15 protein-coding genes are annotated in these 25,248 nt (G+C 65.9%); 9 read left to right on the forward strand and 6 right to left on the reverse strand.

All coding sequences use genetic code 11. From position 1 onward, the window contains the following. Positions 1-140: 140 nt before the first annotated feature. Together L0U82_RS39840 and L0U82_RS05455 are read right to left on the reverse strand one after the other, a co-directional pair. A complete protein-coding gene (locus tag L0U82_RS39840; RefSeq protein WP_233829010.1) occupies positions 141-4,577 on the reverse strand; it encodes a DNA translocase FtsK in 4,437 nt (1,478 codons plus the stop codon). A gap of 97 nt (positions 4,578-4,674) precedes the next feature. Next, complete coding sequence (locus L0U82_RS05455) at positions 4,675-5,211, reverse strand: META domain-containing protein (RefSeq protein WP_233829011.1); 537 nt, start codon at positions 5,209-5,211, stop codon at positions 4,675-4,677. 382 nt (positions 5,212-5,593) lie between these two features. Between L0U82_RS05455 and purT the strand changes: the two genes are divergently transcribed. The 6 genes from purT (at position 5,594) to L0U82_RS05485 (ending at position 13,438) form a co-directional block, all read left to right on the forward strand. Continuing rightward, positions 5,594-6,808, forward strand: coding sequence for a formate-dependent phosphoribosylglycinamide formyltransferase (gene purT, locus L0U82_RS05460; RefSeq protein ID WP_233829012.1), 1,215 nt, complete (start codon positions 5,594-5,596; stop codon positions 6,806-6,808). A gap of 185 nt (positions 6,809-6,993) precedes the next feature. Further along, positions 6,994-7,206 (forward strand): DUF6726 family protein, encoded by a 213-nt coding sequence (locus tag L0U82_RS05465; protein WP_233829014.1) that lies wholly within the window; start codon positions 6,994-6,996, stop codon positions 7,204-7,206. A gap of 86 nt (positions 7,207-7,292) precedes the next feature. Continuing rightward, positions 7,293-7,673, forward strand: coding sequence for an MliC family protein (locus tag L0U82_RS05470; RefSeq protein ID WP_233829015.1), 381 nt, complete (start codon positions 7,293-7,295; stop codon positions 7,671-7,673). Between the two features lie 419 nt (positions 7,674-8,092). Next, on the forward strand, positions 8,093-9,745 hold the full coding sequence (locus L0U82_RS05475) for an acetolactate synthase large subunit (RefSeq protein WP_233829016.1): 1,653 nt from the start codon (positions 8,093-8,095) through the stop codon (positions 9,743-9,745). 179 nt (positions 9,746-9,924) lie between these two features. Continuing rightward, on the forward strand, positions 9,925-11,361 hold the full coding sequence (locus tag L0U82_RS05480) for an aldehyde dehydrogenase family protein (RefSeq protein ID WP_233829017.1): 1,437 nt from the start codon (positions 9,925-9,927) through the stop codon (positions 11,359-11,361). Between the two features lie 613 nt (positions 11,362-11,974). After that, a complete protein-coding gene (locus tag L0U82_RS05485; protein WP_233829018.1) occupies positions 11,975-13,438 on the forward strand; it encodes a DEAD/DEAH box helicase in 1,464 nt (487 codons plus the stop codon). A gap of 120 nt (positions 13,439-13,558) precedes the next feature. Here the strand turns inward: L0U82_RS05485 and gluQRS are convergent, their stop codons facing one another. Both gluQRS and L0U82_RS05495 read right to left on the reverse strand, forming a co-directional pair. After that, positions 13,559-14,443: a tRNA glutamyl-Q(34) synthetase GluQRS gene (gene gluQRS, locus L0U82_RS05490; protein ID WP_233833138.1), complete on the reverse strand. Its 885-nt coding sequence runs from the start codon at positions 14,441-14,443 to the stop codon at positions 13,559-13,561. Further along, positions 14,440-15,303: a sulfurtransferase gene (locus tag L0U82_RS05495; protein WP_233829019.1), complete on the reverse strand. Its 864-nt coding sequence runs from the start codon at positions 15,301-15,303 to the stop codon at positions 14,440-14,442. The genes gluQRS and L0U82_RS05495 overlap by 4 nt, the downstream gene beginning before the upstream one ends. Positions 15,304-15,606: 303 nt before the next feature. On the opposite strand from L0U82_RS05495, the gene dnaE reads away from it, so the two are divergent. After that, positions 15,607-19,185: a DNA polymerase III subunit alpha gene (dnaE, locus tag L0U82_RS05500; protein WP_233829020.1), complete on the forward strand. Its 3,579-nt coding sequence runs from the start codon at positions 15,607-15,609 to the stop codon at positions 19,183-19,185. 205 nt (positions 19,186-19,390) lie between these two features. On the opposite strand, the gene L0U82_RS05505 is transcribed toward dnaE, so the two are convergent. Beyond that, positions 19,391-20,152, reverse strand: a complete 762-nt coding sequence (locus tag L0U82_RS05505; protein WP_233829022.1) for a glycosyltransferase family 2 protein — start codon at positions 20,150-20,152, stop codon at positions 19,391-19,393. A gap of 269 nt (positions 20,153-20,421) precedes the next feature. On the opposite strand from L0U82_RS05505, the gene msbA reads away from it, so the two are divergent. Next, on the forward strand, positions 20,422-22,215 hold the full coding sequence (gene msbA, locus L0U82_RS05510; protein WP_233829032.1) for a lipid A export permease/ATP-binding protein MsbA: 1,794 nt from the start codon (positions 20,422-20,424) through the stop codon (positions 22,213-22,215). Positions 22,216-22,486: 271 nt separating this feature from the next. Here msbA and L0U82_RS05515 read toward each other — a convergent pair whose 3' ends face one another. After that, positions 22,487-23,446: a glycosyltransferase family 2 protein gene (locus tag L0U82_RS05515; RefSeq protein WP_233833140.1), complete on the reverse strand. Its 960-nt coding sequence runs from the start codon at positions 23,444-23,446 to the stop codon at positions 22,487-22,489. Positions 23,447-23,921: 475 nt separating this feature from the next. Here L0U82_RS05515 and L0U82_RS05520 point away from each other — a divergent pair, with 475 nt between their 5' ends. Then, positions 23,922-25,025: a glycosyltransferase family 4 protein gene (locus L0U82_RS05520; protein ID WP_233829033.1), complete on the forward strand. Its 1,104-nt coding sequence runs from the start codon at positions 23,922-23,924 to the stop codon at positions 25,023-25,025. Positions 25,026-25,248: the final 223 nt, after the last annotated feature.

The following is a 25,248-nucleotide window of genomic DNA, read 5'->3' on the forward strand; positions in this document are numbered from 1 at the left end:
GACATACGCGCGCGCGGTGATGCAATGAGGCAATGCTGCAACGAAAAACGGACCGCTCACGTGGTGAGGCGGTCCGTTTTTTTATGCAGCGGCGCGGGTTGTCGATTAGTCCATCAATCGCGCGTCGCTTTACCGAGGCGCTATTCCGCCGGCCCAGGTGCCAGCACTTCGCGGCTGCCGTTGATACTCATCGCCGACACGAGCCCGGCCGTTTCCATCTGCTCGACCAGACGCGCCGCGCGGTTATAGCCGATGCGCAACTGCCGCTGCACCGACGAGATCGACGCGCGCCGCGTACGCACGACGAACGCGACCGCTTCGTCGTACAGCGGATCGGCTTCCGCATCCGGCGCGTCGCCGAACAGGTCCTGCGCCGCGCCGCCGTCGGTGGCCGGGCCGTCGAGAATGCCTTCCTCGTACTGCGGCTCGCCGAACTGCTTCAGATACTCGACGATCGCATGCACTTCGTCGTCGGCGACGAACGCGCCGTGCACGCGTTGCGGATAGCCGGTGCCGGGCGGCAGGAACAGCATGTCGCCCTGGCCGAGCAGCGATTCGGCGCCCATCTGGTCGAGGATCGTGCGCGAGTCGATTTTCGACGACACCTGGAACGCAACGCGCGTCGGAATATTGGCCTTGATCAGGCCGGTGATCACGTCGACGGATGGCCGCTGCGTCGCCAGAATCAGGTGGATGCCGGCCGCGCGCGCTTTCTGCGCGAGCCGCGCGATCAGCTCTTCGATCTTCTTGCCGGCCACCATCATCAGATCGGCGAGTTCGTCGATCACGACGACGATCAGCGGCAGCGGCGCGAGCGGCTCCGGCGCGTCGGGCGTCAACGAGAACGGGTTGCCGAGCTTCTTGCCCTTCGCCTCGGTATCGCGGATCTTCTGGTTGAAGCCCGCGAGATTGCGCACGCCGACCGCCGACATCAGCCGGTAGCGCTTCTCCATTTCGCCGACGCACCAGTTCAGCGCGTTGGCCGCGAGCTTCATATCGGTGACGACCGGTGCGAGCAGATGCGGAATGCCTTCGTAGACCGACAGCTCCAGCATCTTCGGATCGATCATGATCAGCCGCACTTCCTCGGGCGTCGCCTTGAACAGCAACGAGCAGATCATCGCGTTGATCGCGACCGACTTGCCCGAACCGGTCGTACCGGCGACCAGCATATGCGGCGCTTTCGCGAGATCGGCGACGACCGGATGGCCGGTGATGTCCTTGCCCATCGCGAGCGTCAGTTGCGAAGGCGAATTCTGGTAGACGCTCGCTTCGAGGATTTCGGAGAGCCGGATCGTCTGACGCTTCGCGTTCGGCAGTTCGAGGCCCATGCAGGTCTTGCCGGGAATCGTCTCGACGACGCGGATCGACGTGAGGCCGAGGCCGCGCGACAGATCTTTCATCAATCCGACGATCTGACTGCCGCGCACGCCGAGCGCCGGTTCGACCTCGAAGCGCGTGATCACCGGACCCGCCGATGCGCCGACCACGGTCACGGGCACCTTGAATTCCTGCAGGCGCTGCTCGATCAACTGCGCGGTTTCGCGGAGCTTTTCGTCCGAGATCGGCTCGACGTGAGTGTCCGCGGGGGCGAGCAGATCGAGCGTCGGCAGTTCGACCATCGATGCGGCCGGGGCGTGGAACTCGAAGCCGTTGACCGGTGCGTGGCCGCGCAGGGCAGGGCGCTGGGTGGAGGGCTCTGCGGAGGGTGACTCGGTGGACGGCTCAGCGGAAGGCGGCGCCAGCGGTTCGGTTGCTTGCGATGGCGTTGCCGCTGCCGCGAGTGGGGTAGGCGCGCCGGGTGCTATCGGTGCGGGCTGCTCGGTTGTGGTGTCAACGGCAGGGTGGGGCGCTGTCGTTGTCGCGAGTGGGGGCGGTGCGAGCGGCGTGGCGGGTGCCAGCGCGGTCTCTGTCGGCGCCGGTTGCGGCGACGTCGATGCGGTTGATTCGAGCCAAGGCGCGGTTAACGATGACGGCGCCGGCGCATGTGTTGCGTGCGCAGGCTCGGGTGTCGGCGATGCCGGTGCCGGTACAGGTGCGGCCGATAGCCCGGCGGGCGACGTGCCCGCGATCCCGTGCTCATTCCGCTCAGCAGGCGTTTCGATGTTGATCACCGGCGCGGCGAAGCCCGGAAAGCGCACGACGTTGGACGCGACGCTTTGCACCGGAATCGGCGCGGCGACAGTAGGTGCACCGGTTTCGGCCGACGACGCCGATGCGTTTGCGTGTTCTGTCGCGGTAGGCGCCGCGGACGAGTGAACCGCCGTTTGCTCTGGCGAGGGCGCGGATTCGCTCGCGATAGACGTCGCCGCCGTGCTCGACGAGGGCGGCATAGGCGTGCGCGACTGCGAGACCTGCGGCGCGGACACCGCCGGTTGCGTCGCGCCAGCACCGAGCTTGCTATCCCAAGCCACGAGCCCTTTATCGATGACGATCTCGGCGACCGGCGCTAGCGGCTGCGCTGGCGCCGCAGCGACGGCGTCGACCGGCCGGACCGCCGGAGCGGATTGCTCGTGCGGCGAAGTCTGGCTAGGCGTGTTGGCAGATGTGCTTGTCGTTTGCTCGGCGGCCGAATGTCCGGCGGCTTCGACGACTGTCGTTGTGACTGTATCGCCGATCGGCGCGTGGCTGCCGGCCTGAGTCGCCGATTCCGCAGCTTCGCTTTCGAACTGCGAGGCGTCATCTTCCAGGCTCGCCGCGAAACGCTGAAACGGCGAAGACGCCGCCTCTACGAGCGTCGACCCAACATGCGCGGCGGCAACCACTGACGTCATGGCGAGCTCAACTTCCGCCGCAGGCCCAGGTCCGGCAGCCGCAAACGTAGCCGGCGCGGCCGCAGTGGCCTCTAATGAGCCAACCGAATCTTCACGCGCTTCAGCCGCCGATCCCGCGGCATCCGCACTTTGAGGCGCAGCCACCGACGCTGCATGAATCACCGGCGGCTCAGTCGGCCACTGCGCAACGGACTCATCGCTGCTTCCGCCAACTGCATCGACGGCAGCGGTCGGCTGCGCACCAGTCAGGTCGACCGGCACGGCGTCATCTCGCAACTGCTCAGGCTGTGCGGCCTGTTCAACACCTTGCCGCGAAGGCAACTGCGCGTGGTCCGCCGAAACCGTCCCGGCATCATCGAGACGCTGCGCGCCGCTGCCCGGCTGCGCCGCGCCAGACGGCGCGTTCGCACTCGTGACTTCACCGATCTTCGCCTCATCCAAACCACGACTACGCGCGAGACTCACGCCGGCCATATCGGTCCAGCGCGCGGCGTTTTCCGCGATGCTGCGCAGCGTGTCCTGCACGCTTTCGGGCGGCGCGACTTTCGGCGCGCCGCCGAGCGGTTGCGTGGACTCAGGCGTGAGCCGGCGTATCGCAGACGACGGCGTAATGCCACTCGCGCCATTCGCACGCGTGGCGGCCGGGAACGATTGACGTGGCGGCATGCCACGACTGAACGGCGCGGCAGGATCCGCCGGACGTTGCAGCGGCGATGTCCGATTGCCGCGCGCCGCGCTATTGATCGACCCCGCCGTCGCGCCGACGCCCGCGCCCGACGCGGATCGCGCTGTCATCGCCTGAGCAGCTCTGGCCGATACTCCCGCTGCAGTGGCCGCCGTTGCCGCTAGCGCGGCGCTGGAGCCGAAGGTACCGGCCGGCCGCTGTTCGCCGATCGAGCGACGGCCCGTCTGCGACGATGCACCGTCGCGAGGCGCGGCTCCCGCCGCACCCGCCACTCCGCTCGACGGCGTAGCCGCGCGCGGCTCGCTAACGCGTAGCCAGCCGGCCGGCGCGACCGGCTCGGTCGGCACGAACGGCGGGTTCGTGTTGTTTGCCGGGTGGTTGGCGGCCCTGTCCGCGGTCTTGTCGATGCCAGTCGTCTGCATCGAAGGCGCGGTTCGCGACGATGCGATCGATCCCGTACGCAACACCGGCTCCGCCGGCTTCGCTGCCCCGCGAGCCGCGCCGGTTCCCGTGTCCGCGCGCCAGCCCGTGGCGGTGCCGCGCGCCGACGCGTCTCTCGCGGCTGTCGCACCAGCCGCGCCCGTTGCCGCCGCACGTCCGTTCGCGGGCGGGCGCCAGACCGTCGGCCGCGCGTAACGGCCCCTGCTGTTTTTCGGCGCCATCGTATTGGTGGCCGGCGAAGCGTGCGACGGCAGACCTTCGTCGGCGCTGCGATGACGGCGCGCTTCCTCGTCGCGCTTCGCGAGCCCGCGCGACAGACCGAGGCCGAATGCGCCATCCGCCCACGCGGCGAAGTCGCTCCAGCGAAAATCGATGAGCCAGGGAAGGCTGACGAGCAGCAGCGCGAGCGCCGCGAGCGGCGTGCCGATATGGCCGAGCAGATGGCCGAGCCCCGCGGCGAGCGCGTGACCGAAGCCATTGACGCCCGCGATGTCGATCAGCGACGCCTCCAGCGTGCAGCTCGCGAGCAGCACGCAGACGAAGCCAAGCCACAGACGGATCGTGCCGGGTCCGCGCAAACCTGCGCCGCCCGGCAGCACCGACTTCACGAGGCGCCACAAAAGAGGAATAAACCAGACGGCCGACCCGCCGAACCAGCCCAACACTACCGTGTGCATACCAGACATCTGCGAATGACGGACGCGCGAAAGCGCAACCCGTCGAGTTTAATCCACGCGTCGCGGGCGCAACCCGAACGCGCGACCCCGATGCGTGTCATCTGTCGGCGCGGTCGAACACGAGCGTGTCGCCGTTTTCCAGGATCAACTGCATCTGCTGCGGCGGGCGCATCTGCACACCGGTGCGATCGATGTGCGCGAGCGCGTCGAGAAACGGTGCTTCGATCTGGCCGCCCGGCGAGTTGCACGCCATGCGCGTGCCGGCCAGCGGACCGAAACTGAGCTTGCCGTCCTTCAGCATGTAAGAACCCGTGAAATGGTTACAGCCGGAAAAGCCGCTCGCATGACGCCGGCCGCCTTCGGTGGACAACGCGAGCGTCAGTGGCCCCTGATCCTTCGCCGGCACCGTGCGCGCGGTGCCGTCGGCCTGTTTCCACGAACTCAGCACCCAGTCGGTGTCGTCGAGCAATTGCGCGGCGGCGGGGTTGAACGGATCGGGCGGCGGCGCGGACGCATCGGTGTGCTTCGGGATCGCGCACGCGCCGAGCAGCGCGGCGACGCTCAACGTGGCGACAGCCGTGCGCAGACACGGAGCAAAGCGCGCAAGACGTCGCGGGGTGGAGCGGTTGAGCATGGCGTCGATCCTCTTCAAACTGGCGAAGGCGTAAGGGTAACGTACTAGGGTGTGTTTACATATGGAGCGCATGCGTGTTCCGGATGTAAACCGACCCCATGCGCGCGCGGTGCGACGGACGGCGCGCGATGGCGAAAGACCACGTGCAACGGCCGAATCGTTAAACGGCGGAACGCGCGGCGGAACGCGCGGCGGAACGCGCGGCGGAACGCGCGGCGGTGCGCACGTCGCGTGCGTGGCGGCGAGTGCTCACACCGCTGCGCGGCGAGTCCCTCGGCGGCCGTATCCGGCTTGCCAACCGCCGCGCGGCGAGGGGCCCGCATGTTAACATCGCGTCCTATCCAATCCCACTCTCATCCCCGACTTTTTATCTGGAGACCCCATGCAGATCGGCCAACGGATCGGCACCCCCCTTTCTGAATCCGCGACGCGCGTGATGCTGCTCGGCGCCGGCGAGCTCGGCAAGGAAGTGATCATCGCGCTGCAACGGCTGGGCGTCGAAGTGATCGCCGTCGACCGTTACCCGAACGCGCCCGGTCACCAGGTCGCGCATCGCGCGCACGTGATCGACATGACCGACCGCGCGGCGCTGCGTGCGCTGGTCGAACAGGAGCGCCCGCATCTGATCGTCCCCGAAATCGAGGCGATCGCCACCGACGAACTCGCCGCGATCGAAGCCGAAGCGCTCGCCGAAGTGATCCCGACCGCGCGCGCGACCCAACTGACGATGAACCGCGAAGGCATCCGCCGCCTCGCCGCCGAAGAACTCGGCCTCGCGACCTCGCCGTACGCGTTCGCCGATTCGCTCGACGAACTGCGCGCCGGCATCGCGAAGGTCGGCTATCCGTGCGTCGTCAAGCCGGTGATGTCGTCGTCGGGCAAGGGGCAGTCGGTGTTGCGCAGCGACGCCGATGTCGAACCCGCATGGCAGTACGCGCTGGCGGGCGGCCGCGTGAATCACGGCCGCGTGATCGTCGAGGGCTTTATCGACTTCGAATACGAAATCACGCAGCTGACCGTGCGCGCGATCGATCCGGCGAGCGGCGCGGTCAGCACGTACTTCTGCGATCCGATCGGCCACGTGCAGGTGGCGGGCGATTACGTCGAATCGTGGCAGCCGCAGCCGATGAGCCCGCTTGCGCTCGAACGCTCGCGCGACATCGCGCACAAGGTGACGGCGGCGCTCGGCGGCCGCGGCCTCTTTGGTGTCGAACTGTTCGTGCGCGGCGACGACGTGTGGTTCTCGGAAGTGAGCCCGCGTCCGCACGACACGGGGCTCGTCACGCTGTGCTCGCAACGCTTCTCGGAGTTCGAACTGCATGCGCGCGCGATTCTCGGTCTGCCGGTCGATACGTCGCTGCGTGCGCCGGGGGCGTCGGCGGTGATCTACGGCGGTCGAGACGAAGCGGGTATCGCGTTCGAAGGCGTCGCGGCGGCGCTGGCGGTGCCCAATGCGGACCTGCGGCTGTTCGGCAAGCCGGAGAGCTTCGTCAAGCGCCGCATGGGGGTTGCGCTGGCGACCGGCGAGAATGTCGATGACGCGCGTTCGCGCGCGAAGCAGGCCGCGGCGGCGGTGCGGCCGGTGTCGGCGAAGTAACGCGGGCTTGAATCGAAGTAGGGCGCGGTGTCGAGCGTTGCGGGACGTACGTCATGCCACGCTGCGTCGATGCTTCGTTGGCTCGCGCTTAAGTCATCCGGATCAATGTCGAAGCACAGGCCGTTCGTTGCCGCGCGCTTATCGCAGTAGAAGAACTGAAGTAAAAAACCGGACTAGAGGAACATATGGCGCATGAATCGCGCGGCAAGACCTGGCGCGGCATGGCTGGCCGTCTCGGCACGCTCGGCGTGCTGTTCGCGCTATGCGCGGGGCTCGCCGGCTGCGGTCTCGCGGCCGCGCCATGCCGGATCGCATCGGCGGGGCTGAAGATCGTGCCGGTCGTCGGGCACGTCGCCGCCGCGCCGACCGATGCATGCGCCGGCGCGATCGATCCATGATCGCTGGATCTGTCTGAACCCTGACTTGAGTGGCTTGCGGCCAGCGCGCCGTGCGTGGCTGAACCCAGCAACAATCGAGGTGTTCGATGAAGACGTGGCGTATAGCAACTCTCACGGCAGCGGTGACGACGACGCTGGCCGCGGCGCCTTGCGGCGACGTATGGGCCGCGCCGCAGCAGTTCAGGCATTTCGAGGGCACCAACCACCAGACGCGCAAATACACGTGCGCGACCGGCAAGATCCTGCAGGTCACCTACTGGAACGCGCGGAACGGTCAGAGTTTCGCGGTGCTGCCGGTAAAGGGCACGTCGATGCTGTTCGTCAACACGATTTCGGCGTCCGGCGCGAAATACCAGGCCGGCAGCTATACGTGGTGGACCAAGGGGCCGCGCGCGAATCTGTATGACATGACGAGCGGCGAGGATGCGCCGCCGCTGCTGTCCGACTGCGTGACCGTGATTCGTTGATCCGGACGGCGTGGATCCGATGCGAGTTCATCTGCTTCCGCCTCTACTTTTTTCTTTTTACGCCGCTGCTGCTGGTGGCGTTCGTCGTGCCGCCTGGAACACCGCGTGTTTCATCGCGAATTCCACCGCGTATTCCATATTTCCCGCGCAACCCGCTCCGATGCGGCGCCGCACGCGCCGCGCGGCGGGGCTTCTCGCGCGCATCGTTTCCGTTCGAGTAGTAAGCTGTCCGGCATGGCATTCGCCATGCTGTCCGCGAGGCTGCGCGTCTGGTGTGATGGAGTGCGCGCGCGGCTGCCGTTGTCGTCTTCGATCGTCCGTTACAGGACTCTGATGGTAAAGCAGCGGATACAACCGATGAATTGCGCTCATCGGCTCGAGTCCGCTACCTGTCCCCGTGTCATCAAGCGAGCCCCTCAATGAAAGCATCGGACCTGTTCGTCAAATCACTGGAAGCCGACGGTGTCGAGTACGTGTTCGGCATCCCCGGTGAAGAAAATCTCGATCTGCTCGAGTCGCTGCGCCGCTCCAAAATCCGTCTGATCCTCACGCGCCACGAGCAGGCGGCCGGCTTCATGGCCGCCACCTACGGGCGGCTCACTGGCCGCACGGGCGTGTGTCTTGCCACGCTCGGCCCCGGCGCGACCAACTTCGTGACCGCCGCGGCCTACGCGCAGCTGGGCGGCATGCCGATGCTGATGGTCACCGGCCAGAAGCCGATCAAGTCGAGCAAGCAGGGCCATTTCCAGATCGTCGACGTGGTGCGGATGATGGAGCCGCTCACCAAGTACACGCGGCAGATCGTGGCGATCGGCAACATCCCGGCGGCGGTGCGCGAGGCGGTGCGGCGCGCCGAGGAAGAGCGCCCCGGCGCGACCCATCTGGAGCTGCCCGAGGACGTCGCGCACGAGGAAGGCGACGGCAAGCCGATTCCGAAGAGCTATAGCCGCCGTCCGGTCGCCGAGGAAAAGGCGGTCGCGCGCGCGGTCGAGGCGATCACCTCTGCCAAGCATCCGCTGCTGATGATCGGCGCGGGCGGCAACCGCAAGACCACGACCAAGATGCTGCGCGAATTCGTCGACCAGATCGGCATTCCGTTTTTCACGACGCAGATGGGCAAGGGCGTGATCGACGAATCGCATCCGATGTGGCTCGGCAACGCGACGCTGTCCGACGGCGACTTCGTACATCGCGCGATCGAGCACGCCGACTGCATCATCAATGTCGGCCACGACGTGATCGAGAAGCCGCCGTTCTTCATGCGCAGCGGCGACGCCGGCGAGAAGACCGTGATTCACGTGAACTTTCTCGGTGCCGAAGTCGATCCGGTGTATTTCCCGCAGATCGAGGTGGTCGGCGATATCGCCAACGCGGTGTGGCAACTGAAAGAAAGCCTGAAAAAGCGCCAGGAACATTGGGACTTCACGCGCTTCAAGGAGATCAAGGAACACTTCGAGGCGCATCTGGTGAAGGGCCAGCATGACGACCGCTTCCCGATGTACCCGGTGCGGATCGTCAACGACGTGTACGAGACTACGCCGGTCGACGGCATCGTCTGTCTGGACAACGGCATGTACAAGATCTGGTTCGCGCGCTACTACCGCGCGCATGAGCCGAATTCGCTGCTGCTCGACAACGCGCTGGCGTCGATGGGCGCGGGCTTGCCGTCGGCGATCGCGAGCAAGATCGTGCATCCGGAGCGCAAGGTGATCGCGGTGTGCGGCGACGGCGGCTTCATGATGAATTCGCAGGAGCTCGAGACGGCGGTGCGTCTGAAGCTCGATCTGGTGATCCTGATCCTGCGCGACGACGCGTTCGGGATGATTCGCTGGAAGCAGGAAAACATGAACTTCCCCGACTACGGGATGACGCTCGCGAATCCGGATTTTGTCGCGTACGCCGAGAGCTACGGCGCGAAGGGGCACCGGATCGAATCCGCCGATGAGTTCGCGCCGCTGCTGCGCGAATGCTATGCGACGCCGGGCGTCCATGTGATCGACCTGCCGATCGACTATTCGGACAACGAGCGCGTGCTCAATCGCGAGATCAAACGGCTGTCCGCGCGCTTGTGAGTATTGCCGTGAACGCCGCCGCGAGCACCGTTGTGCGTGCGGCGCGACAAGTTTGAAACGGATTTGAACGGAGCGGCATGGCCGTTGCTCGCCATGCCGTGATTCAGCTTTATCCGGCGCGGGCCGCATCCTGAGCGCATGCGGCCGCGTCGAGCATCGAATTTCAAGGAGAACGCGTCATGTTGCAAAAGACCTACCCGTACTACCTCGCCAACCAGCCGGTGGCCGCCAACACCGATCTCGAAGTCACCGATAAATTCAGCGGTGAAGTCGCGACCCGCGTCGCGATGGCCGATGCTGCCGCCATCGATAAAGCGATCGGCCACGCGGTCGACGCGATGCCCGCGATGCGCGCGTACCCGCCGTTCAAGCGCCAGGCGGTGCTCGAACACTGCGTGAAGCGTTTTCGCGAGCGCTACGATGAACTCGCGCTCGCGCTGTGCATCGAGGCGGGCAAGCCGATCAACGACTCGAAGGGCGAGGTCACGCGCCTGATCGACACGTTCAAGGTGGCCGCCGAGGAAAGCGTGCGTATCGACGGCGAGATCATCAATCTGCAGATTTCGCCGCGCGCGAACGGCTATCACGGCTATGTGAAGCGTGTGCCGATCGGGCCGTGCTCGTTTATCTCGCCGTTCAATTTCCCGCTGAACCTGACCGCGCACAAGGTCGCGCCGGCGATCGCCGCGGGCGTGCCGTTCGTGCTGAAGCCGGCGAGCCGCACGCCGGTCGGCGCGCTGATCATGGGCGAGATTCTCGCGGAAACCGATCTGCCGAAGGGCGCGTTCTCGATCCTGCCCGCGCATCGCGACGGCGCCGATCTGTTCACGACCGACGAACGCTTCAAGCTGCTGTCGTTCACCGGTTCGCCCGCGGTCGGCTGGGAGCTGAAGAGCAAGGCCGGCAAGAAGAAGGTGATTCTGGAACTGGGCGGCAACGCGGCCGCGATCGTCGACGGCGATCAGGGCGGCAAGCTCGACTACGTGGTCGACCGGCTCGCGTTCGGCGCGTTCTATCAATCGGGGCAGAGCTGTATCGGCGTGCAGCGGATTCTCGCGCACGCGAGCATCTACGACGCGCTGCGCGAGAAGCTGATCGCGAAGACGAAGTCGCTGGTGATGGGCGATCCGAAGAACGAAAAGACCTTCGTTGGGCCGATGATCTCCGAGTCGGAGTCGAAGCGGCTCGCCGGCTGGATGGAGGGCGCGGTGCAGGCGGGCGCGAAGATCATCGCGGGCGGCAAGGTCGACGGCGCGATGTTCGAAGCGACGCTGCTCGAAGGCGTGAAGCGCGACACCGATCTGTACCGCAAGGAAGCGTTCGGGCCGGTCGCGATACTCGAACGTTTCGACGATTTCGACGCGGCGCTCGCGCAGGTCAACGATAGCGACTTCGGCTTGCAGGCCGGCGTGTTCACCGATTCGCTCGCGCATGCGCACCGCGCGTGGGACGAACTGGAAGTGGGCGGCGTCGTGATCAACGACGTGCCGTCGTTTCGCGTCGACAACATGCCGTATGGCGGCGTCAAGGATTCGGGGCTCGGGCGCGAGGGTATCCGCTACGCAATCGAAGATATGACCGAGATGCGGCTGATGGTGATGCGCGAGACGTGGTGAGTGGGGTGAGTTGAAGCACGGCGGATGTGGTTGGCGGTGGGGATGGCGCGTGATTGGCTGACCTGCCGCCGAGCCGCCGAGCCGCCGAGCCGCCGAGCCGCCGAGCCGCCGAGCCGCCGAAGCGCCGTGCCGAAGCGCCGAAGTGCCGAAGTGCCGAAGTGCCGAAGTGCCGAAGTGCCGAAGTGCCGAAGCACGGCTGTCATGCCACTGTCGTCCGCCCGTACTACGCTCGCGTGCGGAGCGGACCGTCGTAACCGCGGCGGCGAAAGCCACAGAAGGGACAGAACGGACCTAGCGGACGAAATGGCCTCAAGTGCCGCAGCGGGCGAGCGGCGCGAAACCCGCGGATTCACCGCCGTCGGCCCCGCCGGGCGGCTCACCGCCGTAAGCGCCGGGCCGCGAGCCACAGCCCACCCGCCACGAGCGATTTTGCCGAGGTGCTACAATACCGGCCTTTCGGCGGGTGTTTCCGCCAGCCGGAGCCGGCCGCATCGTCCGGACTCTGACAGGTCCCAGTGCGGAACGCCGTGGCTCCGCCGTCATCCTGATGCCCTCCGCGGTCCCCACCGCTGCCGCGCGCATCGCGCCAGGCGCATTTTTAGCGAAAGCCACCATGTCCGACACAGCCGTCACTTCCAGCACCGAGACCTTCGATCAATTCGGTCTCGCGCCCGACATCCTGAAAGCCGTCAAGGAATCGGGCTACACCACGCCGACGCCGATCCAGGCGAAGGCGATTCCCGTCGTGCTGGCGGGCCGTGACGTGATGGGCGCGGCGCAAACCGGCACCGGTAAGACTGCGAGCTTTTCGCTGCCGATCATCCAGCGTCTGTTGCCGCAGGCCAACACGAGCGCATCGCCGGCGCGCCACCCGGTGCGCGCGCTGATTCTGACGCCGACCCGTGAACTCGCCGACCAGGTTGCCGCGAACGTGCACGCGTACAGCAAGCACACGGCGCTGCGCAGCGCGGTCGTGTTCGGCGGCGTCGATATGAATCCGCAGTCCGATCAACTGCGCCGCGGCGTCGAAATCCTGATCGCGACGCCGGGCCGTCTGCTCGACCACGTGCAGCAGAAAACCGCGAATCTCGGCCAGGTACAGATGCTGGTGCTCGACGAAGCCGACCGCATGCTCGACATGGGCTTTTTGCCGGACCTGCAGCGCATCCTGAATCTGCTGCCGAAGGAGCGCCAGACGCTGCTCTTTTCCGCGACGTTCTCGGGCGAAATCAAGAAGCTTGCCGCCACCTATCTGCGCGACCCGCAGACCATCGAAGTCGCGCGCAGCAACTCTACCGCGACCAATGTCACGCAGATCGTCTATGAGGTCGCCGAAGGCGACAAGACCGGCGCGGTCGTGCAACTGATCCGCGAGCGCAGTCTCAAGCAGGTGATCGTGTTCTGCAACAGCAAGATCGGTGCGAGCCGGCTCGCGCGCAGTCTGGAGCGTGACGGCGTGGTCGCGACCGCGATTCACGGCGACCGCTCGCAGAGCGAGCGCATGCAGGCACTCGACGCCTTCAAACGCGGTGAAGTCGAAGCGCTGGTCGCCACCGACGTCGCCGCGCGCGGTCTCGATATCGCCGAGCTGCCCGCGGTGATCAACTTCGATCTGCCGTTCAACGCTGAAGACTACGTGCACCGGATCGGCCGTACGGGCCGCGCGGGCGCGTCGGGTGACGCGCTGTCGCTGTGCAGCCCGAATGAGCGCAAGCAACTGGCCGATATCGAGAAGCTCATCAAGCGTCCGCTGGAATTGCAGCGCCTGGCCGTCGATGCGCCGGTGCGGCATCATCACGAGGATCGTCCGCTGCGCCGCGAACGCAGCGAGGCACGTGAAGACCGCAGCCGCCGGCGCACCGGTGGCGCGTCCGGTTCGTATGACCGCCCGCATCATCGCGCGCAACCGGTCGACGACTTCTTCCTGAAGCCATACGAGCCGTCGCCGGCTTCGGTGCGCAAGGTCGAGGAATCGGCGGCGTCCAATGGCGCGCCGCAGAAGGCGACGCCGAAGCGGCAACTGGCCGCGCTGCTCGGCGGGTTCGGGATGCCGAGGAAAACGCCGTCGTCGTCGTGAGGCGGGTTTTAGGGCTCGTGGTTAATTAAGCCCACACCAAGGTTCAAGGCGCAAAGCCTTGAACGACCGCCAAGGGGCCGCGCGGTTTCACACCCGTTGAACCCCGCGTGCGCATTGCGCCTAGGCGCGCACCTTCATTCGTTTCGCCCAGGCTGCGGTCGCCGAGCCATAAAACTGCTCAAGCGACGTAGCCGTCTCGCTCCCTAGCTCCAATCCCAGATGCCGTGCTGCCGCGAATAGCGCTTCGAGCGGCTTGTCGCTATCGAGCGCGGTTGCGCCGTTCTGCTTGCTCAGTTTTTCGCCGTGTTCGTTCGTGACGACCGGCACATGCAGATAGCGGGGCGTCGCGACGCCCAGACAATGCTGCAGATAGATCTGCCGCGCCGTCGAATCCATCAGATCCGCGCCACGCACGATGTGCGTGATGTCCGCGTCCGCATCATCCACGACCACCGCCAGTTGATATGCCCACTGATCGTCCGCGCGACGCAGCACGAAATCGCCGACTTCGGTCGCGAGATTCTGCGTTTGCCGGCCCTGCCAGCGGTCGTCGAAGGTGATCACGGCGGCATCGCCATCGGGCACGCGCAGACGCCAGGCGCGCGCCGGCTTGCCGTGCAGGCCCGCGCGGCAGGTGCCGGGGTAGGCGAGCGTGGTGTTGCGCGCGTGCGCGTGCAGCAGCGAGTCGGCGATTTCCTTGCGCGTGCAGCCACATGGATAGACCAGGCGGGCCGATTGCAACTGATCGAGTGCCTGCTGATAGCGCGCGGTGCGCTGGCTTTGCCAGACCGGCGGCTCGTCGGCATGCATGCCGAAGCGTTCGAGAGTCGCGAGGATGTCCTCGGCGGCGCCGGGCACGGTGCGCGGTCCGTCGATATCTTCGATGCGCACCAGCCACGCGCCACGATGCGCACGCGCGTCGAGCCAACTGGCGAGCGCGCTGACCAGTGAGCCGAAATGCAGCGGGCCGCTCGGCGATGGCGCGAAGCGTCCGCGATAGGTCACGCGGCGGCCGCGCTCGTGCTGTCCGGATGGCATGCCGGACACGTTTTGCCCGCGACGTACAGCGGCGACAATTGCTGCTCGGGCGTGACCACCGCGCGGCAGCCGAAGCATTGCGCGGTCGCGGTCGGTTCCAGTTGCGGGTTCAGCGCGGTGCGATAGTCGAACACGAAGCAGTCGCCGTGGTAGTGCGCGCCGCCCACTTCCTCGAAATATTTGAGGATGCCGCCTTCGAGTTGGTACACGTTCTCGATGCCGACCTCCTTCATATGGATCGCCGCCTTCTCGCAGCGGATGCCGCCCGTACAGAACGACACGACCGTCTTGCCTTCGAGATCCGCGCGGTTGTTCTCGATCACCTCGGGAAACTCGCTGAATTTCGCGATGCGATAGTCGAGCGCGTTGTCGAACGTGCCGACGTCGACTTCGAACGCATTGCGCGTATCGAGCATCACGACCGGACGGCCTTCGTCGTCGTGACCGCGATCGAGCCAGGCTTTCAGCGTGGGTGCGTCGACGAACGGCGCGCGGCCGAGTTCCGGGCGGATCGCCGGCTTTTTCATCGTGATGATTTCGCGCTTGAGCTTGACCAGCATCCGAGTGAACGGCTGCTTGTCCGACAGGCTTTCCTTGAATTGCAGATTCGCGAACTTGCCTTCGAAAAGGGCATCGTGGCGGATGTAGTCGATGAACGCGTCGGTGTTCGCGCGCGTGCCGGCGACGAACAGGTTGATGCCTTCCGGCGCGAGCAGCACCGTGCCGCGCAGGTCGAGCGCATTGCAGCGCTCGGTGACGTGCGGGCGCCAGGCGGCGGTGTCTTCGATGGTCGCGAAATGATACGCGGCGAGATTGACGATACTCATGTGTGTTCAGCGGTAAAGATGGCCGGCGGGGCGGCTGGCGGCCTGCGCGCGGCCGTGCCGCGCCAGCGCGGTGGCGCGTGGGACCGCACCGAAATGCGCGCGGGGTTGCGCGAGCGCGTGCCACGTCGAATCAGGCGAAACCGCTATTATCCCTCAACCCGGCGGTTTCCCCGACCTGGCCGGATGGCTGATGGGTTGTGCTAGCGCAAATCCGCGTCAGCTTGCCGCTCCGTCCAACCCCGTCCTGGCCGGATGGCCAACGCGCCCTTTTTGGCATGAACACGCCGGAAGGGTGGAGTTACAATGTCGCCCATGTCAGATCCCCGCTTCGTTCATCTCCGCGTTCACTCCGAATTCTCGATTGCCGACGGCATCGTGCGTCTCGACGACATCGTCAAGGCGGCGGCTAAAGACGGTCAGGGTGCGCTCGCGCTCACCGACCTCGGCAACGCGTTCGGCCTCGTCCGTTTCTATCAGGAAGCGCGTGGCAAAGGGGTCAAACCCATTGCCGGCTGCGACGTCTGGATCACCAATCCGGACGACCGCGACAAGCCTTCCCGTCTGCTGCTGCTGGTCAAGGATCGGGGCGGCTATCTGAATCTCTGCGAACTGCTCAGCAAGGCGTCGCTGACGAATCAGTATCGCGGCCGCGCGGAAATCGAAGCCGGCTGGCTCGAATCCGGGCTGGGCGAAGGGCTGCTCGCACTATCGGGCGCGCAGCACGGCGACATCGGTCTCGCGCTCGCGGCCGGCAACGAGGAAGCGGCGAAGCGCAACGCGCAGCATTGGGCGAAGGTCTTTCCGGGCGGCTTCTATATCGAGCTGCAGCGCTGCGGCGTGCCAGGTGGCGAGCAGTACGTGCAGCAGGCGGTCGCGCTGGCCGCGGCGCTGAAGCTGCCGGTGGTCGCAACGCATCCGATGCAGTTCATGACGCAGGACGACTTCACCGCGCACGAAGCGCGCGTGTGTATTTCGGAAGGCGACATACTCGCGAATCCGCGCCGGCAGAAGCGTTTCACGCCCGAGCAGCATTTCCATACGCAGCAGGAGATGGCCGAGCTGTTCGCGGACATCCCGTCGGCACTCGCCAACACCGTGCAGATCGCGAAGCGCTGCAATCTGACGCTCGAACTCGGCAAGCCGAAACTGCCGCTCTTTCCGACGCCCGACGGCATGTCGCTCGACGACTACCTGGTGCAACTGTCGAAAGAAGGTCTCGAAAAGCGGCTCGAACAACTGTATCCGGACGAGGCCGAGCGCACCGCGCAGCGCGAGACCTATTATCAGCGGCTTGAATTCGAGTGCGGCACGATCATCAAGATGGGCTTTCCGGGCTACTTCCTGATCGTCGCGGACTTTATCAACTGGGCCAAGAACAACGGCGTGCCGGTCGGTCCGGGCCGGGGCTCGGGCGCGGGTTCGCTGGTCGCGTACGCGCTTGGCGTGACCGATCTCGATCCGCTGCGCTACAACCTGCTGTTCGAACGTTTCCTGAATCCGGAACGGGTGTCGATGCCCGACTTCGACATCGACTTCTGCCAGCACGGCCGCGATCGCGTGATTCAGTACGTGAAGGAAAAGTACGGCGCGAACGCGGTGTCGCAGATCGCGACGTTCGGCACGATGGCGGCGAAGGCGGCGGTGCGCGACATCGGCCGCGTGCTCGATCTCGGCTATATGTTCACCGACGGCGTCGCGAAGCTGATCCCGTTCAAGCCGGGCAAGCACGTGACGATTGCCGACGCGATGAAGGAAGAGCCGCTGCTGCAGGAGCGCTTCGACAACGAAGACGAAGTGCATCAGCTGCTCGAACTCGCGCAGCGCGTTGAAGGCTTGACGCGGAACGTCGGCATGCACGCGGGCGGTGTTTTGATCGCGCCCGGCAAGCTGACCGATTTCTGCCCGCTCTACACGCAGGGCGACGAGAGTGGTGTCGTCAGCCAGTACGACAAGGACGATGTCGAAGCAGTCGGCCTCGTGAAGTTCGACTTTCTGGGCCTGACCACGCTGACCATTCTGGATTGGGCCGAGCGCTATATCCGCCGTCTCGATCCGTCGAAGCAGGACTGGTCGCTCGGCCAGGTGCCGCTCGACGACCCGGCGTCGTTCTCGATTCTGAAAAAAGCGAATACGGTTGCCGTGTTCCAGCTGGAAAGCCGCGGCATGCAAGGCATGCTGAAGGACGCACAGCCCGACCGTTTCGAGGACATCATCGCGCTCGTCGCGTTGTACCGTCCGGGTCCGATGGACCTGATTCCGAGCTTCTGCGCGCGTAAGCACGGTCGCGAAACGGTCGAGTATCCCGATCCGCGTGTCGAACCTGTTCTGAAAGAGACCTACGGCATCATGGTCTACCAGGAGCAGGTGATGCAGATGGCGCAGATCATCGGCGGCTACTCGCTGGGCGGCGCCGACCTGCTGCGTCGCGCGATGGGTAAGAAAAAGCCCGAGGAAATGGCCAAGCACCGCGAGATCTTCGCGGAAGGCGCGGCGAAAAACGGCCTCACGCGCGAGAAGGCGGACGAAACCTTCGACTTGATGGAAAAGTTCGCGGGCTACGGCTTCAACAAGTCGCACGCGGCCGCGTACGCGCTGCTCGCGTACTACACCGCGTGGCTGAAGGCGCATCATCCGGCCGAATTCATGGCGGCCAATATGTCGCTCGCGATGGACGACACGGACAAGGTCAAGATCCTGTTCGAAGACTGCCTCGCGAACAAGATGGCGGTGCTGCCGCCGGACGTGAATCTGTCCGCGTACCGCTTCGAACCGGTCGCGGAGGCCGACGGCAAGCGCTCGCGCACGATCCGCTATGGTTTGGGCGCGATCAAGGGCAGCGGCCAGAACGCGATCGAAGAAATCCTGCGTGCGCGCGAAGAGAGCCTGTTCGTCGATATTTTCGATTTCTGCAATCGCGTCGATCGGCGCATCGTCAATCGCCGTACCGTCGAGGCATTGATCCGCGCGGGCGCGTTCGATCAATTGCATGCGAATCGCGCGCAACTGATCGCATCGGTGTCGCTGGCGATGGAAGCGGCCGAGCAGGCGGCGGCCAATGCGCAGCAGGCCGGCCTGTTCGATATGGGCGACGCGCCGTCGCAAGGTCACGCGCTCGTCGACGAGCCGGAATGGCCGGAAAAGAAGAAGCTCCAGGAAGAGAAGGCGGCGCTCGGCTTCTACCTGTCGGGCCATCTGTTCGACGCGTACAAGGACGAAGTGCGCCGCTTCGTGCGCCAGAAGATCGGCGAGCTGAAGGAAGGGCGCGACAAGCTGGTCGCCGGCGTGCTCGTGTCGCTGCGCACGCAGATGACCCAGCGCGGCAAGATGCTGATTGCACTGCTCGACGACGGTACCGGCCAGTGCGAAGTGACGGTGTTCAACGAAGTGTTCGAAGAGCACAAGCAGTTGTTCAAGGAAGACGAACTGCTGGTCGTGCAGGGTCAGGCGCGTAACGACGCGTTCACGGGCGGCATCCGCTTCACCGTCGAAACGGTGATGGACCTCGGTCGCGCGCGCTGCCGCTATGCGGACTCGGTGAAAGTGCAGATGAACGGCAATGCCGATGCACTCGCGTTGCGGCGCGTGCTCGAAGCGCATGGCGCGGGCAAGGACGAACCAGTCGCGGCCCCGGCGGCGCCTGTTCGCAGCAACGGCGGTGGTGGCGGCAATGGCGGCGGGCGCGGCGGCTTCGGCGGCGACGGCGGCCGTCAGCGTCAGCCGGTGCACATTCCGAACGGGCTGGCGGTGCAGGTCGTCTATCGCAGCGAGAACGCGCAGGGCGAGATGCGTCTTGGCGACGCGTGGCGCGTAAAGCCGACCGACGAACTGCTGGCCGCGCTGCGCGGCGAATTCGCGGGTAGCTCGATCGAGATCGTTTACTGAATTGAAGGATGGCGGAGGAAGCCCGATGTGCTGCGTGGGCATCGGTGAACCTTGCCGGCGCCTCCGCGAGGCTGCGGCGCTGCGAATTTGTAATGCGTGAATTGCCGACGAGCGCCTGCTTGCCACGCACGCGCTATCAGGCGCCTGCAAAGCGGCTCGTCATTCGACGGCCGCTTTTTTATTACCGCCTAGCACCAACCGGCGGTCACCGTCCGCCCGTTTTCTCCAGCCGCGACAGCTTCAAAAACCGGTAATACACCGTCTCCGCATTGAACAGCGCGATCATCAGGCCAGCGCGGCCGTCGAGAAAGCCGCGCCGCAGCAGATAGGTCCGCACAAAAGCCCACAGCCCGCGCCCCACTGCAACGCCCACGCTGCCGCGCTTGCCGGCCAGATAACGCTGCTGCGCGCCCGCCGTCGAATACGCATCGAGCTTGCGCAGCACACTCTCGTAGTCCTCGTACGAGTAGTGCATCAGCTTGCCGGTCAGACGCTGCGCGGGCGTGTCGAATACCAGGCGCTCGTGCACGAGGTCGTCGGAGAAACGCGCGGTGCCGCGTTTGAACAGGCGTGGAATCCAGTCCGGATACCAGCCGCTGTGATGAATCCAGTGACCGCAGAAGCTCGACAGACGATCTACCGCATACACGTCGGCGGCGGGCGCTGCGATGGTGGCGCGAATCGACGCGGCGAGTTCCGGCGTGACGATTTCGTCGGCGTCGAGCGACAGGATCCAGTCCGTCGTGAGCGCCTCCACCGCGCGGTTCTTTTGCGGGCCGAAGCCCGGCCAGTCGGTCTGCTCGATCACCCGGGCGCCGTGTGCGCGGGCGATGTCGGCGGTGCCGTCGGTGCTGCCGCCGTCGATCACGACGATCTGGTCGGCGAACGCCACGGCCTGCAGGCACTCGGCGAGCCGCGCCGCCGCGTTGCGGGTGATCAGGGCGACGCCGAGAGTGGTTTGTTGCATACCTGGGATTGGGGCGGACTGAGTTTCGTGGAGGACCAACGGATGGATCGCACTGCATCGCTCTGCATCGGACCGCGAGCGCGAGCAAGTATACACAGCCCATCCGTCCCCACACCAGCCTGGGGCGGCCGCGAGTCCCTCCGCGAATTCCGTCTCGCGCCGTGCGACGGCGGGCATCTTCAAGCGATTACAATGCTCTTTTTTAAGATTTCACGCGGCGCCCCGACCGGGCACCGCGTGCTCGCCGTTCCGCATTTCCAGAGGATTCCTTGAGCGCGAAGCCAACGTTAAGCAAACCCATGGGTTCAGGCGATGCGTCGTCGCCGGCCGTCGTCATGCGCCGCCTGTGGCCGTTTATCAAGCCGCTGCTGTGGGTCGTGATCGGCGCGATTGTCGCGATGGCGGTCAGCGCCGGCACCGACGCCGCCATTCCCGCGCTGCTCAAGCCTCTGCTCGACAAGGGTTTCGGTTCGCATGCGGTCGACAAGACCAAGTGGCTCGTGCCGGCCGCGGTGATCGGCCTCGCGCTGATCCGCGGCGTGTCGCAGTACGCATCCGGCTACCTGCTCGCGTACGTATCGAACAAGATCCTGCTCGAACTGCGTCTGAAGATGTTCAACCGCATGATCCACACGAGCGTCGCGTTCTTCCAGCGCGAAACCGCGAGCACCGTGATCAACGCGATCGTCTTCGAGGTCAACCAGATTCTCAACGTGCTGCTCAGCGTGATGGTCACGCTCGTGCGCGACTCGCTCACCGTCATCTTCCTGCTCGGCTATCTGTTCTATCTGAACTGGCGTCTGACGCTGATCGTCGCGGTGCTGCTGCCGGGCATCGGCTGGCTGGTCGGCAAGATCAACCGCCGGCTGCGGCGCCTGAACCGCGAGCATCAGCTGCTGACCAACGAGCTGTCGTACATCGTCGAGGAGACGGTCGGCGGCTACAAGGTCGTCAAGGTGCATAACGGCGAGCAGTACGAGATCGACCGCTTTACGTCGATGAGCAAGCGTCTGCGCGGCTACGCGATGCGTATGACGGTCTCCGGCGGCCTCGCGCAGCCGTTGACGCAGTTCCTCGCGTCGATCGCGCTGGCGGTCGTGATCACGATCGCGGTGGTGCAGTCGTCGTCGGATCAGACGACGGTCGGCGGCTTCGTCGCGTTCGTCACGTCGATGCTGCTGATCATCTCGCCGCTGAAGCACCTGATGGACGTGAACCAGCCGCTGCAACGCGGCATGACCGCGGCCGAGCTGATCTTCGGTCTGATCGACGAGCCGGCCGAGCCGGAGGGCGGCGGCAAGTCGCTCGAACGCGCGCGCGGCGAGGTCGAGTTCCGCGACGTGACGTTCAACTACGGCGCCAACTCCACGCATGACCGTCACACGCTCGATCAGGTGTCGTTCAAGGTCGCGCCGGGCGAGATGGTCGCGCTCGCGGGGCCGTCGGGCAGCGGCAAAACCACGCTGGTGAATCTGCTGCCGCGCTTTTTCGATCCGACCGGCGGCGCGATTCTCGTCGATGGCGTCGCGCTACCCGAGTACGACCTGCACGCGCTGCGCGGCCAGATCGCGATGGTGAGCCAGGACGTCGTGCTGTTCAACGACACGATCGCAAGCAACGTCGCGTACGGCAAGGAAGCGGATGCGGAGAAGGTCAAGGCGGCACTGCGCGCGGCCAACCTGTGGGACACCGTGCAGGCGATGCCGCAGGGTATCGAAACGCTGGTCGGCGACAACGGCATGATGCTGTCGGGCGGCCAGCGCCAGCGCCTCGCGATCGCGCGCGCGATCTACAAGGACGCGCCGATCCTGATTCTCGACGAAGCGACGTCGGCGCTCGATTCCGAATCCGAGCGCCACGTACAGGCCGCGCTCGAAACGCTGATGAAGGGCCGCACGACGCTCGTGATCGCGCACCGTCTGTCGACGATCGAGCGCGCCGACCGGATCCTCGTGATGGAAGCGGGGCGGATCGTCGAGCGTGGCAGCCATCGCGAGCTGCTGGCGCAGGACGGGCTGTACGCGCATCTGCATCGGATCCAGTTCCAGCAGACGGCGGCGTGATCGGGTGCGCCGGCGGGGGCGCGCGATAGCGGTTCGAGCGGCGAAGCATCGTTTTCGAAGCGGGCTTGCCGCGGAGGATGAGGCGGCGGCCTAACGGTGTGAATGGGCCGCGTGCAGTGTTGAAAAGCCGAAAAGCCGACTCGTCGCGCGGTGTTTACTGGGCCTGCTTGTTGCGCGCGGCGGTGCGTTTCGGCAGGCTTGACCGAGCAGCAAAGCGGTGTAAAGCGTAGGCATCGCAAGCGTCCAGCACCTACCGCAAGATCTACTCCCTTCAGCGCCTGTTCCCGCGCACCACCTTTTTGATCCATATCCCCGGCGCGTAGACCACCGGGCAGCTCGCGTACAGAAACATCCGCATCCGCAGTCCGGGCTTCACGCCGGCACTGCGCATCAACAATCCGATCCGCTCGCGAGTGCCATCAGCCTCGAACATCGCGTGAATGAACTGCTCGCGCGCGAGCTTCGGCGCCATCGCGGCGCGCATCCGTTCGCCGATGCCGGCGATGTCCGCGTCGCGCTGCAACTGCGCGAGTTCGGCGAGTCCATAACGATTGCTCTGCCGCATCCGCGCGACCAGTTCGTCGACGTTCCTGTAGCGGCGCTTGCGCGATAGCCCGCCTCGCCGGTAGCGCACCAGCGGCTCGCGCAGGCTGATCGCGCCGCCCGACAGGATCGCGCGCAGCACCATGATCTGGTCCTCGGCCGCAGCGCCCGGCAGCATCGGTCCGAAGCGCTCGATCAGGCGTCGCGACCACGTGTGCGCCGCGCCGATCAGCCACGGACGGCCGGCGAGCCAGTCGTCGAAGCCGCGGTAGCCATCGAGTTCGGTCGGGCTCACGCGCTCGTGCAGCTGGCCCGCTTCGTCCATGTCGGCGAGATCGGTCGCGATCAGGTCGGGGCGGCGGCCGTGCGCGAGCCAGCAAGCGACCACGCGCTCGCAGCGCTCCGGCGCCGACATATCATCGCCGGCGGCGACGAACAGCAATTCTCCGCGCGCCATCTGCGCGAGTTGCGACAGGTGCGCGCTGATCCCTTGATTGACCGTGTTACGCCGCGTGATCACGCGGTGCGGGCCGTCGTAGCCGGCGAGCGCCGCTTCGATCGCGGCGAAGGTGGTGTCGCTGGACGCATCGTCGGACACGATGATTTCGAGCGGCTGGTACGTTTGCGCGAGTGCGCTGCGCACCGCGTCGCCGATCTGCTGCGCCTGGTTGTAGGCGATCACCAGCATCGATACGAGTGGGCGTTCGGCGTCGGTTTCGGCGGCTGGAGCAGCGGGTGTGGCGGCTCGCACGGGCTCAGTGGGATCTGCGGGATCGCCGGGCGTGTGAGTCTGGGTGGCTGCTGCCGAGGCGACGGGCGGAGCGGCTACGTCGCGCGTATCCGGAGCGGCGTCCGTGGCAATGGACCTCGCGGCTGCGCCGGGCGTGTTGGACCTGTCAGGCTCATTAGATCCGTTGGGCGCATCGTGCGCATCGGCGGTGACGGGCGGCAGGCTGTCGGTCATGGAGTCGGGACTAGGACGATTGGGCTAGATTCTAGCCGCTGACAGCCGCGTCGCGGGACCGCCGCATCGCGCGTGAGGCAGCGCGTGACGCATCATCGTGTGAAGTAACTCCCACGAAACCCATCCTTTACAATTGCCGCTGCCCCGACACCCCGCAGGCCCGGTTCGCTCCGCGCGTGCGCCTCACCGAGACCGATCCTTGACTGAGCCGACCCGAGAGCCAACCCCCGATCCGCACCACCGCTCCCTCACCGACATCGCGCTGACCGCCCAGGCGTTGAAAAACAGCGGCGGCGCCGAGCGCTACACACGCGATGTGATCGCCGGCCTGCATCGGCTCGGTCTGCGTCCGACACTGTTCGCGCGCGAGATCGACCGCGCGCTGCCCGAGGCCGCATGGATCGACGCGCAGCCGCTCAACGTGCGCTGGGCACCGCGCAAGCTGCGCAACCTCGCGTTCGACTGGCGTCTGAAACAGCGTCTGCAGCGCCATCGTCCCGCGTGTGTGTTCTCGATCAATCACTCGACGCATGCCGACGTCGCATTGTGCGGAGGCACGCATCCCGGCTCGCTCGAAGCGGCGGGCCGTGCGCCGCGCCGTAGCGACACGTGGCAGATCGAACTCGAGCGGCGCGTGTACACGCGCGCGCGTTCGATCGTCGCGCATTCGCAACTGATGAGCCGCGAGTTGCAGCGCTTCTATGACGTGCCGGCCGCGCGCATCGACGTGCTTTATCCGCCGGTCGATACCGAACGCTTCAAGCCACTCGACGATGCCGCGCGCGCGGCGGGGCGCCGTCAACTGGATCTGCCGGAAGACCGCGTGATCTTCCTGTTTTCGTCGACGAGCCACGAGCGCAAGGGTTATCCGCTGCTGGAGGCGTTTTTCTCGCGCACGACGCTGCCGGTGTGTCTCGTGGTGGCCGGCCGTCCGGTGCCGAAAACCAGCGACACGATCCGCTATGCCGGCTACAGCAAGGAGATCGAGAAGCTGTTCGCGGCCGCCGACTTCACGGTGGTCGCGTCGGCGTACGAGCCGTTCGGTCTCGTCGGCGTCGAATCGGTGATGTGCGGTACGCCGCTCGTGATCGCGAACAACGTCGGTTCGGCCGAGACCGTGACCGGCGCGGCGAAGATCGAGTTTTCGCGGGACTCGGCGGGCAGCTTCGAGCGCGCGATCGAAGCGGCGGTCGAGCGTGTGAAGAGCGGCGGCGCGCGGATTGCGGCGCCGCGCGATAGTCTGGTGTACGACCCGAGCGTCGACGCGCATGTCGCCGCGCTCTATCAATTGTTTACGCGTTGAAGCAACGCGTTGCGCAAGGCAACGGGTAGCGTGTGAACGGGCTTGGTCGATTCGGCGCATCGCGCGGCAACACCTGATTCACAGGCGCCGCGCAGCCTGAGGAAAGGGCTGGCAACGCAGGCGGCGAATTCTTGCCCGAAACCTACGCGAGGCGATCCGAAGAACGCTACGCTCGCTCTGGTCAGCCGGTCAGCCGGTCAGCCGGTCAGCCGGTCAGCCGGTC

The sequence above is a fragment of the Paraburkholderia sp. ZP32-5 genome (genome assembly GCF_021390495.1).
Lineage (GTDB): Bacteria > Pseudomonadota > Gammaproteobacteria > Burkholderiales > Burkholderiaceae > Paraburkholderia.